Raw genomic sequence first — 13974 nt, 5'->3', positions numbered from 1 at the left:
TATACTCTTTTAAAGAATGTTCGTACAGCTGTGCTCTTGACTCTGGAATCTAGGAATTTTATCAAGTAGGTTAGCATAAAAGCTCCCCGGGCCGGATTCGAACCAGCGACCAATTGGTTAACAGCCAACTGCTCTACCACTGAGCTACCGAGGAATAAACTGTTTACAATCTATCATATTGAGCGCTGATTGTAAACGTTTTTTGCATGCAATTACGATCAAAGCAATGTTAAATGCGAGAAAAAGTGTACATTGACATGAGATACAAGCCTAATGGAAAAAGCTACGAACGCCAGTGAAAAACATAGCAATTTTATTTTCATTCGCAGCTGCTATTACAGCTTGGTCCTTCAACGAGCCGCCAGGCTGAATTATGGCTGTAATTCCATGTTTTGCGCTTTCTATTATGCTATCTGAAAATGGGAAAAATGCATCTGAGGCAAGTACAGCACTTTTGCACCTTTTGCCCGCCTTTCTAACTGCAATGTTCACACTATCTATTCTGCTTGTTTGTCCTGCACCAATACCGATAGCACAACCGTCTTTTGCTATAACTATTGCGTTAGATTTTACATGCTTACATATTTTCCAAGCAAAAATAAGATCTTCTTTTTCTTTTTCCGTTGCAGCGCACTTTGTTACTTGGCTTATTTCTTCTGCTTTTATTGTATGGCTATTATTTTCTTGCACTAAAAACCCACCGGCAACGTTTTTGATTTGATACTTTGCATTTTGCTGAAAAGAGCTATGAATAATTACTCTTAAATTTTTCTTTCTTTGCAAAACTTCCAGCCCCTTATTGCTTATTGATGGTGCTATTACTACTTCCAAAAATATCTCGCTTAATTTTTCCGCTAACTTTAAATCTATCTTCCGATTTAAAGCAACTATGCCACCAAAACTGCTTATTTCATCACACGATAGAGCTTTTTCGTATGCTTCCAGAGCGCTATTGCCAATAGCGGCCCCACATGGGTTATTGTGCTTGATTATCACTGCTGCAGGTTCCTGAAACTCAGAAATTATGCCAAGCGCAGACTCTATATCCACTATATTATTATAACTCAACTCTTTTCCATTTAGTTTTTCCAGCGGATACTTGGCGAATTGATTACTGTAAAAAGCAGCTTTTTGATGGGGATTTTCGCCATACCTGAGTTCTTGTGCTTTATGCCCATATAGGGCAAAAAACTCTGGGAACTCATTGCTTTTACTCTGGGATAGGAACCAACTGTAAATATTAGAATCGTAGCACGCAGTGAGAGCAAACGCTTTAGTTGCTAGATGTCTTCTGTATTCCAATGTTGTTTCATTGTTATTTTTGACCATCTCAGCTTTCAGTGTTTCATAGTCTTGAGTACTAGAAATGATCGAAGTAAAATGAAAATTTTTTGCTGCGGCCCTAATTAGCGCTACTCCGCCGATATCAATTTGTTCTATAATTTGCTCTTCATTTGAGCCACTGCTTACTGTTTCCCAAAATGGATATAGATTAATTATAAGCAGGTCTATGGGCTCGATTCCTAGATCTTGCATTTCTTTTTTGTGCTTTTCTCGATCACATAGTATCCCTCCATGAATTTTAGGGTGTAAAGTTTTTACCCTACCGCTTAGTATCTCTGGAAATTGCGTGTGATCTGAGACTTCTTGCGTTTTTATTCCTGCATCGGATAGGGTTTTATATGTATTTCCTGTTGAGAGAATCTCTATTTGTTGCTTTGTCAAAAACGATGCAAGGTCAATTATATTTGTTTTATCGTAAACCGATATTAAAGCTCTCTTCACTTTTATATAGAAAGTTTTTTAAGGTTATACACAAAAAAAGGGAATTTGGCTATAGTTGTAGTGTCACATCAACCATGTTTTTTAAAAATTTTTTATTTGTAATTTTATCCAACCACATGGAAACTTTGATAGCAAGTAGAGGTTATACTTAATCTAATATTAAGTCTCTCTTAAGAGATGCTCTTAAAAAGCCCTGCGATACCAAAATAAATAAAGAGGTATGCCACTTACGGTGAATAAACTTGCAATTAACAAGGTGCTTATAGGAGTTTCAAGTATCACCCAGCAGCAAAAGGTTGTTGATATACTACCAATTAAAAGCTTGTAATAATTTCTCTCCTTTACAATAACCTTTAGAAAAGCAAGGCTACATGCAAGGTAGACAAATAAAAATGAAACTACAGAAAAGTCGATAATAGATGTGATTTGCTGAGCAAAATTGTTATTTGAAGTAAGAATTAGCAAAACTATAGTTCCAACTGAGCTGGTTATTATTCCCCAAAAGGGAGAACCATGCTTATTCCTTTTGGAAAAGAATTGTGGCATAAGTTTATCTTCAGCAAGACCAAAAGCAACTTGTCCACTAGACAATACCCAAGCATTTAAACTACCAACACAAAAAATGAATGCAATTACAGAAATAATCAAATGCCAATTATCAGAAAACATAATTTTTATTGCATCAACATACGGCGCTCTTGAACTTGCTAAATCATTCCCATTTATTAACCCCATAATTGTAAAATTATTGATAAAATATATAACAGCAACACAGATTGTGCCAAGTACAACAGCTCTTGGTATAGTTTTGGTCGGGTTATCGACCGATCCTGCAGGTGCTGTTGCCAGTTCAACTCCAACGAAACACCATAAAGTTAAAAGTGTAGAGCGGGCAAGAATCTGCGATGCTGTAAGACTTGAGATTTCTTCACTTATGATAAAGTTGTTTCTATCGAAAAAAAATAACGCTGCTACAGGTACTGCAAGCAATACAGAAATTTTTATAACCGTGAGTAGAAACTCAACGCGCCCAGCAGTAGCTATTCCTCTTAAATTTACTAACGTAATGACTGTAAATAGTAGTAATTCTAAAAGCAAACGCATACTTTGGATATCTTCATGGAAAAATGGTGTAAGATAACCAACACCCACAATTATTAGGGCTGTTGTGCTAACCCAGGAGATTATCCAATATGTCCAACCAACAAAAAAAGCTGCTGTAGGACCAAAGGCATGTTTTGCATAAACGTGAGGGCCTCCGGTCTCTGGAAACTTTGCACATAGCGCGGAAAACACTAGTGCAAGAGATACAGCACCAGCTCCTGATATTGCCCAACTTATGAGGCTATAAGTACCATATGGGGCAAGGCTAATTGGAAGCATAAAAACACCAGAGCCAATTTGACTACTGATTACCAAAGCAAAAACAGTTAAAAAACCTATTTTATTTGACACAATACCTCTTGATTCTATCAACACAGGCAGTAGTATAACTTGACCCCAAGAGTTTTAACAAATAAAAAATTATGTCTTTGAGTTAAGCTTTTAGGAGGATCGCTTTGTGGATCTGCGGTACCAAAGTAAATAAATAAGTGTGCCGCTTAGGGGGAACAGGCTTGACATTAATAATGTGCTTATGGGAGTCTCATATATTGTCCAGCAGCAAAAAAGTATAGCCACGCTTCCAACCAAGAATTTGCGGTAATTTTTCTCTTGTATAATAACCTTGAGAAGAGCAAGACTACACGCTAAATAGACAAATAAGTATGAAACTACAGAAACATCAATTATTGAAGTTACTTGATCAGCAAAATTTTTGTTTGACGTGAAAACAAGTAAAACTAATATTCCTAACGTATTGATTATCATTCCACAAAAAGGGGCGTCATATCTGTTTTTTTTAGCAAAAAGTTGCAGCATTAGCTTATCTTTTGCAAGGCCTAGAGCAATTTGTCCATCAGCTAGAAACCAAGCGTTTAGACTACTTGTGGAAATGATAAAGGCAATAATGGAAACTATTAAATACCAACTACCAGGTAAAACTATTTTTATCGCATCGACATACGGTGCTTCTGAGTTAGCTAGGTGATTGCCATTTATTAGTCCCATAATTGCAAGACTATTAATAAAATATACAACAGCAACACAGATTGTGCCAAGCACTATGGCCCTTGGTATAGTTTTGCTCGGATTCTCAACTGATCCTGCAGATGCTGTCACTGTTTCAAGCCCGATGAAGCACCATAAAGTGAGCAATGAAGAGCGAGCAAAAATTTGAGATATTGTAAGATTCGAGACTTTCTCGCTCACAATAAAGTTATTTCTATCGAAAAAAAATAGTGCTGCTATTGGTATTGCAAACAATATGGTGATTTTCACAATCATCAATAGGAGCTCAACATGTCCAACTGTAGTTATCCCTCTTAAGTTTATTAGCATAATAGCTAAAATTAATGTTGCTTCTAAAGGCAAACGTATACTTTGTATATCATTATGAAAAAGTGGAGCTAAATAACCGATACTTGCAACTGTTACAGCTGTTGAACCAACCCATGAACTTGCCCAATACGTCCAACCGACAAAAAAAGCTGCTGTAGGACCAAAAGTATGCTTCACATAAACATGAGGACCACCGGTTTCTGGAAATTTTGCACAGAGTAAGGCAAAGACCAAAGCAAGAGATATAGCACCAAATCCTGATATCACCCAGCTTATAGGACTATACATACCATATGGTGCAAGGCTGATTGGAAGCATAAAAATTCCAGAGCCAATCTGGCTACTAATCACTAAGGCAAGAACAGCCAAAAACCCTATTTTATTTGACACAATAGCTTTTAATTTTTATCTGATAGATTAACAATATAACTTCAGCTCAGAAATTTCAATCGATCTTTATAAAGCTTGCATTTTTCTACATGTATGCCATAATGAGTTATTCTGTTAGTCATTGAGTAAAAACTATAAATCGGGATTAAGAAGGTTTTTAGTTGTTTGTGGGTATGTTTATACCCAAATTGACAAGAAAGCGCAACTTTATTATAATAAGCATTTACTAATTTTATGGGGTATTTATGGTAGCAAGTGATAGTACTTGAAAAAGGTGTGCATTAACCTATATAAAAAAATCTGGTGATAACCATAATGTTAAAGAGTTTTTATAATCTTGTAATACGCAAAACATTACAGATTGAGATGAGGATAAGTTTGCATAAGTATATAAAGGATTTATCGGGAGTTAAAGTCTAAACAGTGGACAAAATAGAAGAAATGAATACAACGAGAGAAATGGCGGTCAAACTATAGGCACTCGGGATATACATGTACACATATACAATAGAGGTTTAGATTTTTGGGATTTTTTACTATTACAATGCTGTATCAATTCTCCATTCGGTGGGCATGGTCATACTACAGTTATGCATAACTATGGCAACATCGCTAGCCAGAGCAGAGAAGATAAGAAAAAAAGACTTGGAAGATAATAGAAAATTACTGGCTTTAGGTATAGTAATTACAAGCTGTGTGTGTTGCTTTCTATGCTGGTATGTGCTTTTGGTGTAATAGTAGCAAAAAAGCAGCTAGAGAATCAGGAAAAATAGATTATCTAGATGATAAACTTAAAACGTTCAGAAATATAGAATTTACAGTTAGCGCTATTTCTTTGGCAGCTTTGATAGCTTGCGCGTTTTATCCAGCCTTACCAGTGTGGAGTTTAATCATTCTTGGCGTTAACTCTCTTGCATGTTTTGTTGGTGGTTTAGCTTTTCATGTGAAACATCAGGAAGAATCAGAGAATATTGAGAAGGCTAAAACGGAGGTATAGGCTTGTAAAGCTAGCGCACATTATTATCACTACAATGCATTCTGAAGTTGTAAGTTAGTTAGATTTTCATTAAATATCGGTAGCTACAACATAAGTTACATAGCTAGTGTGGTTCTACATCATATCGCGCAACTCATTTGTGGTACCTGGTGCAGATTCCATTAACACGTAGCGGGATGAAGGTTGTTGTTCAGCTATAAATATTTTAGAAATTTACCAAATGGGGAAAAGGCAAAAAAAACCTAGAGCAGCTAGTATTTAAATACTTCCTTGTCTATTTGACGTTCTATACTGTCTTAAACGACTTATAAGCGCGTTTCAGCTTTGAAACCAGGAGTTTTATAAAGACATGAGATGAACATAGTGCAAAAATTTAAACACGAGACGCCGAATACCCTAAATTTTTTATCATTAACCTATACAGATTGTGAAGATAAATAGCTTTAGTATCATGATAATGGAGTTAAAAGAACTTGTCAACTAGTTTTTTTGTTCTGACGGTTATATACGCCTAGCACGCTGCTAGAAACTGGTTTGATATGTGAGAGGTTTTATAAAGATTTATTTGCCAACATAGAGCTGCCTTGGTCTACTGATTTTAGTTTCTTTGTCATTTGCCATTTCATACCACTGAGTAACCCAACCAGTAGTTCTTGCAAGTGCGAAAATAGGTGTAAACATATTCGAAGGAATATCAATAGCATTCATTATTATACCTGAGTAAAAATCGACATTCGGATATAACTTGCGCACAACAAAATACTCATCCTTTAAAGCTATTTCTTCAAGTCCTTTTGCAATTTTGAACAGTTCACTACTTTGTTCCAGTTTGTCCAAAACCTCATCACAGGCGTCCTTCAATATGCGCGCGCGTGGATCATAATTTTTGTAAACACGATGACCAAACCCCATTAATTTGAATGGATCTTTATCATCTTTAGCTTTTTCAATGAACTTATCTATATCTCCACTTTGCTCTATCTCCTTTAGCATATTTATAACTGCCTCGTTAGCGCCACCATGAGCCGGTCCCCAGAGCGTAGCAACTCCTGCAGAGAGGCTTGCAAACAAACTAGAACCGGCTGATCCTACCAACCTGACAGCTGCTGTAGAAGCATTCTGTTCATGGTCAGCATGAAGAGTGAATATTTTATCCAGAGCTTTTGCAAAAAGGGCACTTTTATCGTTATCAAAAGTATCGCCAAACATCATCCTTAAGAAATTTTCACTATAGCTCAATTCATTGTTGGCATTGATGAACTCCTGATTGTTGATATACCTGTATATCATTGCAATAATTGCAGGAACTTGTGCTATCGCAGAAATTCCAAAATCTAGATCTTCACTATTGACGTTGTTGCCATGTCTTTCATGGTAAAGTGCTGACAAACCTGCAAAACATGCAATCAAAATCGACATAGGGTGCGCAGTTTTTGGAAATGCTTTAACTACGTTTATAACCTGCTCTGGTAATTCAGATAATTCTCCTATTTTCAGAAGAAACTTTTTGTGTTGCTCTAAATTAGGCAACTCACCATAGAGTAATAGGTAAATTATAGCAGTAAAATTATTATTCTCTGCTAAATCAGCTATGCTATGTCCTCTATACTTAAGAACTCCTTTATCTCCATCAATGAATGTAATTGTGGAAGAACACGAAGCTGTGGAAACAAACCCTGGATCATAAGTGAGCAACCCTGTTGTCCTGTACAAATCCTTAATATCTAATACATCAGGGCCTATTGTTCCGTTTAATATGGGTAGCTCAATCTTTAATCCGTTGCTTAATTCTAATAACGCTTTTTTATCCATCACTTAGGTCACTCAAATTCTATACAAAGCGTGCAAACCGAGGAGTATATATTAACTAGTTAACTTTGGATTAACCACACTAAGCAGTCATCAACGCTTTTACTTTTGCATTTAAGCGACTTATTTTACGTGCAGCAGTGTTTTTATGAATAACACCTTTATTCACACACTTGTGCAAATTAGATTCAGCATTTCGAAATGCTATAACGACATTTTCTTTATCACCAGACTTGATTATATCAACCAATTTTCTAATAGCAGTGCGGGTTTTACTTTTGCGCATTTTATTTATCAAAGTGCGCTTCGCTATTACCTTTATCATTTTTTTAGCACTCTTATGATTCGCCATATATTAATACCTAAAACACTGTACTCTTTCCTTATTATAGAATTTTTTTCACTAATTTGCAATACTAGTTTTTTCTACAGCCAATTCGCTACTTTTCTCTTCAATAGCTTTTTCTAAACTTCTCAAGAATTCATTCCTACTTAAACCAGGGTATATCGGAGGTAATATCTCTATTATTGCCTTTCCGGAATTTTTTCTTATAGAAAGTATACTCTTTGGCCAAAATAAACCGGTATTTAAAGCGATTGGTAATACAGGAACAGATAATACGCTATATAAAGCTGCAACACCTGGTCGATATTTTGCTTTTTGTTTTGCAACTGTTCTAGTGCCTTCAGGAAATATTATTATGCTTCTATTTTCTTTTATACGCATCTTAGCTAACTTAACAATATAGCGTATAGATCTGATACCATCCAAACGGTTAATAAAAATCATTCTAAGCGCTATGAGGTGCAAACCAACAAATGGAATCCACTTCAGCTCACGTTTTAAAATAAAAACTGCGTTTCTAAATAAAAGTATAAAAATAAATGTTTCAAACGGAGATTGGTGCTTAGAAGCAATTATAAAGGGCTGCTTTGGAATGTTTTCTACCCCCTTAATTGCGTATTCAACTTCACATAATAAACGAAGCATAAACAACACAACCTTTACTGAACAGGCAAGGAAAATAGTTATTATGCGTGCAGGAAAGAAGAGTATAGGAAGAGCAATTGAAGTATAGAATACCTCCCATAATATAAGAAAAAGATTAAACAATAAGCCCGAAATCATGAACTCAGATAAACTTACTTGAGTTTAGCTCTACTGCAAATTAAAAACAATAAGTTTAACTGTTGATTGTCTGAGTAATAGGGTGTGAGTCAGCTAATTTGTCCTTCAATTTTTTGTTAGCAACATGAGTATATATTTGTGTTGTGGAAAGGTTAGTATGGCCAAGAACTTTTTGTATCAGCACAATACTTGCCCCACTATCCAGTAGATGGGTAGCAAAAGAATGTCTAATCACATGTGGAGAGATTTTATTTTCATCAATATTACATTTTCTTGCTAATTCTTTAATTAATTGACCGATTCTTTGCCTAGTAATCGGCTTATTAGGTCTATTACCTGGAAACAGCCAATCAGAATCCTGCCCGTCAAGAATCAGATTGTTACGAACTAATAAATAATTTCTAAGGCTCCTCAGCGCTTGCTCATTAAAAAGAATTTGCCTCTCCTTACCACTTTTTCCTTTTATTATTACGTAACTTTCTTTGTCATTACTGTTTGCTAAATGTAACACCTCACGTAACTTCATATTAATCAGCTCAGAAATACGCATGCCGGAAGAGTAAAGTATGTTTAAAATAGCGCATAACCTCCTACTGTTTATTTCTTTATTCGACTCGCTCACTGATTTTCTGACTGTATCCATTAACAAGAGCATTTCTTTGACACTTAAATATTTTGGCAAAGGACGAGAAACTTTTGGATTTTTCAATTCATCATCATTAGCTGGAGCTGGATTGAAATCTATTATTCCATCATTAAATAGGCATTTATAAAAATTTTTCATGGCAGATATCTTTCTTGATACAGAACTGCTTTTATATTTCTTTTGTGTGCATAGAGATTTTACGTAATCTTTGATATTAGTTTTACTTGCGCTGACTAAAGTAGTGCCACTTTTCAACAAAAAATCTTCAAGTTGACGTAAATCTGAACGATAACTTTCTAAAGTATTTTGCGTAGCAGATCTTTCTGACACCAAAGTATCTATGTAATACGTTATGTAAAGATTCTCTTTTTTATTCTGTAACTGCTCTCTTTTCATTCTCAGCTCCTATATTTATTTCTTTGACTATAGTTTGATTAGAAATGTTATTCGTATTTCTTAATAAAAAACACGAAATAAATAAAATGTTTAACAATAGAGTAAGTATAATAAACCCCCGTCTTAATTTTTTTTTTAGATTTGATCTTACCCTTACCATAGTTAAATTATAACATCAAATCTGTAGAAAACATCCTGAAAAGTGAATTTTGCTATAATATACCACTTTTTGGTCATATCTACTTATATCCATTATAATATAATGTTTTTATAGCGCTAGCACAACTAAACGGTAACTCTTATATTAGTGCTACAGATGTTAATAAATTTTTAGTATATATGCTCTGTTAAAATAAGAAATCACGTAGTATCTTTTTTCAATAAAGCACTAATAAAAGGAAGAGTAACATTTGATCCCATAGATTCATCATCTACCTTTTCTATAATTTCACTAATGCTGTAAAAAGAACGCTCCACTCTTGCCAAAATATAATCGATCACTTTCAAATCAATTTTCAACTGTTTATCTGAAAACCGTTTCATCAACATAATCCTTAACAATTCCTCACTCGCTGATGGAATTTTTATGCTGGTGGTTGATAATATGCGAGAACTTAAATCTTTCAACTCAAAGTTAAGCTTGTTTGGTGAAGTTGAAGAAGTAATAAGCAATCTCTTGTTATTTTCTTTCATGTAGTTATAACAATGAGTTAACATTACTTCATCTTGAACGTTTTGTATATCTTCTAAAACAAAAGCATTGCTATATCTAATCTCGCTTATAAAATTGTTCACATTGATAAAGATTGTATCGTTCATCAATTGCCAAATGTGAGCAAGATGAGTTTTACCAGAGCTTTTAGGCCAAAAAAGGATCAGGCATTTCCAAGATAAATTACTAATGACTGAGTGGTACACGTGTTTATTTTCATCCAAGATGATGAAGTTTTGCCAGCTATAATCAGTTTGATTGCTGTTAAATAAATTTAATTGCACACTAGACATTTTGTGTTCCTGACGGTAACTTTTACGTCAAGATTTACTTACTCTCCTTGAGTACATCAGGTATTTCCTGCCCTTATTACAATACAAAAAACCTGTTAGCCATTTCTATAAAACTCACTTTTAAGATATTTATCGGTTATACATTCCACTGATACATAAAACATTGCTATTATTGGAACAAAAAGTAATATACCCATAAGTCCAAAATATGAAGCACATACAGTAACCCCAAGAATAATTACAGCCGGATGTATATGGACTTTTTTTCCTATTAACAAGGGAACCAGTATATTTGTATCCATCAACTGTCCAACACCGAATAATATTAAAACAGCAGTGCTTTCAAACCATCCACTGAATTGAGTAACAGCGCTCAAAAACCCAATGATAGTATATAATAATGGCCCCATATAAGGTATAAATGTTAGTGTCCCTGACAAAACTCCAATAGCAACAGAATGTCTCAACCCGATTATACTAAGACCTACAGAATAAAAAATCATCATAAAAATGCATACATTTGCCTGTCCTTTTAGGTAGTTAGATACAATAAAATCCACTTTTGAAAAATAATCTGCAACTTTTTCTCTGTAAGGAACAGGAACTAATTTACTAACTTTTGCTACAATCAAAGGCCAATCACGCAATACATAAAAGAACATCACCGGAGTAATTACCACTAATGATACTGTATGAATTAAGCTAAAGCTTGAGTTTAACACCTGGATTATAAGATTACTGGTAATATCAAAGGCATTTACAAAATAAGATATATAATCGCCGTAATTTTTTGCTAGACTTTCAGATAAGTGATCAAACAAACCATCTTCTGTTTTTATATTGAGAAATTCTAACACAGATGGAATAACTTTGAGGTTCAGCGAAGGTGTTTTACTGACTAAAAAATTCAATATCGAGGTGATTTGAACATATATAATAGGTAAAACAAATGTGACAGCTAATACAAAAATCATTAGTAGGACAAGTATTATAAAAATTACAGAATATAGGCGTGGTATTCTATACTCCTCAAACTTTACTACTAACGAATTAAATAAATATGCAACAACGATAGATATTAAGCATGGAAAAATCATAGGGCGCACTAAAAATAACGTGCCAATTATAAGAAGTAATATAAGACAAACAGTTGCATAGCGTTTTTGCATGTTTTTAGCATAGTCAATTTATAAAAAAAATACACAGTTTATTTTATCTATGTAAAAATGAATTACCAAAAACAGAGAAAGCTTACAAAAAACAAAGTACCTATAGTTTATCTATAAACGACCAAAAAGCACCTTAGCAAGTGCTTTCTGATACGAAAACACACCAAGTAGCCTTTTTTATCATACAAGTAGCTGAACACTGGAATCTATAATACTACTTTAGTAATAAACACTTAAGAAATTTGCCAAATAAAAAAAGGCAAAAGAAACCCCGCTAACTAGTTATTCACTATCTATCTTTTAAATTGGCATTTTTTTATTGTCTTAGACGTTTTAATAAACGCATTTTAGCTTGTATTAGGTAAAAACCTTGAGAGTTTATAAAGACATGAGGTGCAAATAGTGCAAAAAATTAAACAACAGTACGCTAAGTACATTGAGTTTTTTTGTTGTTTTACCTGCATGTACTGGAGATAAACAATAACTTCACTACTATGAATAAGGATAACGGCGAAAGTTGTCAAGTAGTTTTTTCCGTTTTTATGGGTAAACATACCTAAAATAGCATTTAAGAGTATGTTATCCGTTTTTCACTTCTAAGTGATAAAAAAATTTATTAGTTTATTATACGGTTCTTTTCATGTATAAAATTATAGCAAGTTTGTACGAAAGGTTGTTTTATGAGCAAAATTATAGAAATTAGGGCACCAAAAACTCTAGGTGGTGAATCAGTCGCGGAAGGTATAGTCAAAATAAAGAAAAATATTGGCGAAGCAGTAAAAGTAGATGACTTAATCTTTGAAATTGAAACTGACAAAACAGCGCTTGAATTAACCGCAGAAGCTTCAGGGCAAATAACTGAATTTTTCGTAAAAGAGGATGATATAATAAACCCTGATCAACTGTTAGCAAAACTCTCAGTAGGAGAGGTGAAAGAAGAAATAAGTCAAGAAGATAAAAGTAAATCTCCTGCTAAAAAAGACGCTCCTTCAGCTCGTAAAATTATGGAGGAAAATGCAATCAACGTAAAAGATGTCAAAGGGAGTGGCATGGGAGGCAGGATAACCAAAGCAGATGTAATAGGTCATATAAGTAAAAGTACAGGAGCTGAACAACCTGCAGTGAAACGAAATGAATTGCCAAAAAGTGTAGCAGGTAGTGAGCAAAGAGAAGAACGAGTAAAAATGAGCAAAATAAGGCAAGTAATTGCTGCTCGTTTGAAGGCGTCGCAAAACACTGCTGCAATACTGACTACATTCAATGAGATCGACATGAAAAATGTAATAGATCTTAGGGCAAAATATAAAGAGACTTTCGAAAAAAAATATGGAATAAAACTTGGTTTCATGTCGTTCTTTATAAAAGCAGCAGTGCAAGCACTGAAGGAAATCCCTGAATTTAACGCTGAAATCTCAGGCGATGAAATCGTATATAAACATTACTATGACATAGGTGTTGCTGTTGGTACTGATAAGGGCCTTGTTGTGCCGGTTATTCGGAGTGCCGATAAAATATCATTCGCCGAAATCGAATTGACTTTGGCTGCTCTTAGCAAAAAAGTTCGAGAAGGTAAGCTGCAAGTTTTAGAAATGGAAGGTGCAACATTTACCATTTCAAACGGCGGAGTATACGGTTCACTCTTGTCCACCCCGATAATAAACCCTCCGCAATCTGGAATACTTGGTATGCATTCAATACAAAACAGGCCAGTTGTTGTAGGCAACTCAATTGAAATCAGGCCCATGATGTACACTGCCCTCTCCTATGACCACAGAATAGTTGACGGCAAAGGAGCAGTAACCTTCCTTGTTAAAATAAAAAATTATATAGAAGATCCAAGTAGATTAGTTTTGGAAGTGTGACTCAAGTAAGTGATTGTTATCTCTACAAACCTAAATATCATCCAGTTTTGCTATAGTTCAGCAACTCCAGAAATGGTTAGAACTCTGATATTCCTAAAAGATGAATAAAGCCCGCTCAAATAACTCCTTTTGTTTCTTATGGTCACCTGGAGCACCATAAGCGTCACTGGGATTTACTAGTGTTATAGCAATTTCAAAATGATCAGAGTCATAATGTTTTTCTTGGATTGCTAAAGCTCGTTCAAGCGACTCCTTTTGTTTCCTGTGGTCACCTAAAGCACCATAAGCAATACCGAGATTGATTAGTGGCTTAGCAGCTTGGAAGTGATTGGAACCGTAATGTTTCT

Annotated in this window: 12 protein-coding genes and 1 tRNA gene; 2 read left to right on the top strand and 11 right to left on the bottom strand. The window is 34.7% G+C overall.

Features of this window, described 5'->3' with window-relative positions; genetic code table 11:
• Positions 1 to 82 precede the first annotated feature (82 nt).
• The 4 genes from IHO40_RS01100 to IHO40_RS01085 all read right to left on the bottom strand — a co-directional run bounded on the left by IHO40_RS01100 (position 83) and on the right by IHO40_RS01085 (position 4614).
• Positions 83 to 154, bottom strand: a tRNA-Asn gene (locus IHO40_RS01100).
• A 116-nt stretch (positions 155 to 270) separates the two neighbouring features.
• Positions 271 to 1791, bottom strand: a complete 1521-nt coding sequence (gene purH / locus IHO40_RS01095; protein ID WP_225536358.1) for a bifunctional phosphoribosylaminoimidazolecarboxamide formyltransferase/IMP cyclohydrolase — start codon at positions 1789 to 1791, stop codon at positions 271 to 273.
• Positions 1792 to 1968: 177 nt separating this feature from the next.
• Positions 1969 to 3240 (bottom strand): APC family permease, encoded by a 1272-nt coding sequence (locus IHO40_RS01090; RefSeq protein WP_225536355.1) that lies wholly within the window; start codon positions 3238 to 3240, stop codon positions 1969 to 1971.
• Positions 3241 to 3330: 90 nt separating this feature from the next.
• Positions 3331 to 4614 (bottom strand): APC family permease, encoded by a 1284-nt coding sequence (locus IHO40_RS01085; protein ID WP_225536354.1) that lies wholly within the window; start codon positions 4612 to 4614, stop codon positions 3331 to 3333.
• 694 nt (positions 4615 to 5308) lie between these two features.
• Here IHO40_RS01085 and IHO40_RS01080 point away from each other — a divergent pair.
• On the top strand, positions 5309 to 5611 hold the full coding sequence (locus IHO40_RS01080; RefSeq protein WP_225536353.1) for a hypothetical protein: 303 nt from the start codon (positions 5309 to 5311) through the stop codon (positions 5609 to 5611).
• Positions 5612 to 6172: 561 nt separating this feature from the next.
• Here IHO40_RS01080 and IHO40_RS01075 read toward each other — a convergent pair.
• The 6 genes from IHO40_RS01075 to IHO40_RS01050 all read right to left on the bottom strand — a co-directional run bounded on the left by IHO40_RS01075 (position 6173) and on the right by IHO40_RS01050 (position 11765).
• Positions 6173 to 7423 carry a citrate synthase gene (locus tag IHO40_RS01075; RefSeq protein WP_225536357.1) on the bottom strand — a complete coding sequence of 417 codons (1251 nt, stop codon included), beginning with the start codon at positions 7421 to 7423 and terminating at the stop codon, positions 6173 to 6175.
• Between the two features lie 79 nt (positions 7424 to 7502).
• Complete coding sequence (gene rpsT / locus IHO40_RS01070; protein ID WP_225536352.1) at positions 7503 to 7772, bottom strand: 30S ribosomal protein S20; 270 nt, start codon at positions 7770 to 7772, stop codon at positions 7503 to 7505.
• 51 nt (positions 7773 to 7823) lie between these two features.
• Entirely contained in the window at positions 7824 to 8549 is a 726-nt protein-coding gene (locus IHO40_RS01065) for a lysophospholipid acyltransferase family protein (protein WP_225536351.1), read from the bottom strand.
• Positions 8550 to 8604: 55 nt separating this feature from the next.
• On the bottom strand, positions 8605 to 9591 hold the full coding sequence (locus IHO40_RS01060) for a tyrosine recombinase (RefSeq protein WP_225536350.1): 987 nt from the start codon (positions 9589 to 9591) through the stop codon (positions 8605 to 8607).
• Between the two features lie 360 nt (positions 9592 to 9951).
• Positions 9952 to 10587: a DnaA ATPase domain-containing protein gene (locus IHO40_RS01055; RefSeq protein WP_368666745.1), complete on the bottom strand. Its 636-nt coding sequence runs from the start codon at positions 10585 to 10587 to the stop codon at positions 9952 to 9954.
• Between the two features lie 104 nt (positions 10588 to 10691).
• Positions 10692 to 11765 carry an AI-2E family transporter gene (locus tag IHO40_RS01050; protein WP_225536348.1) on the bottom strand — a complete coding sequence of 358 codons (1074 nt, stop codon included), beginning with the start codon at positions 11763 to 11765 and terminating at the stop codon, positions 10692 to 10694.
• 680 nt (positions 11766 to 12445) lie between these two features.
• Here IHO40_RS01050 and odhB point away from each other — a divergent pair.
• Positions 12446 to 13627 (top strand): 2-oxoglutarate dehydrogenase complex dihydrolipoyllysine-residue succinyltransferase, encoded by a 1182-nt coding sequence (odhB, locus tag IHO40_RS01045; protein ID WP_225536347.1) that lies wholly within the window; start codon positions 12446 to 12448, stop codon positions 13625 to 13627.
• Between the two features lie 93 nt (positions 13628 to 13720).
• On the opposite strand, the gene IHO40_RS01040 is transcribed toward odhB, so the two are convergent.
• A partial coding sequence (locus IHO40_RS01040; RefSeq protein ID WP_225536346.1) for a tetratricopeptide repeat protein occupies positions 13721 to 13974 on the bottom strand: 254 nt, incomplete at its 5' end.

Source organism: Wolbachia endosymbiont of Mansonella ozzardi, from assembly GCF_020278625.1.
Classification (GTDB): Bacteria; Pseudomonadota; Alphaproteobacteria; order Rickettsiales; family Anaplasmataceae; genus Wolbachia.
This window is presented reverse-complemented; position numbering and strand designations above follow the sequence as displayed.

Coding starts and splice junctions, on each gene's coding strand:
- IHO40_RS01075 (WP_225536357.1), bottom strand. CDS start 7,423: ATGGATAAAAAAGCGTTATTAGAATTAAGCAACGGATTAAAGATTGAG.
- rpsT (WP_225536352.1), bottom strand. CDS start 7,772: ATGGCGAATCATAAGAGTGCTAAAAAAATGATAAAGGTAATAGCGAAG.
- IHO40_RS01065 (WP_225536351.1), bottom strand. CDS start 8,549: ATGATTTCGGGCTTATTGTTTAATCTTTTTCTTATATTATGGGAGGTA.
- IHO40_RS01060 (WP_225536350.1), bottom strand. CDS start 9,591: ATGAAAAGAGAGCAGTTACAGAATAAAAAAGAGAATCTTTACATAACG.
- IHO40_RS01050 (WP_225536348.1), bottom strand. CDS start 11,765: ATGCAAAAACGCTATGCAACTGTTTGTCTTATATTACTTCTTATAATT.
- odhB (WP_225536347.1), top strand. CDS start 12,446: ATGAGCAAAATTATAGAAATTAGGGCACCAAAAACTCTAGGTGGTGAA.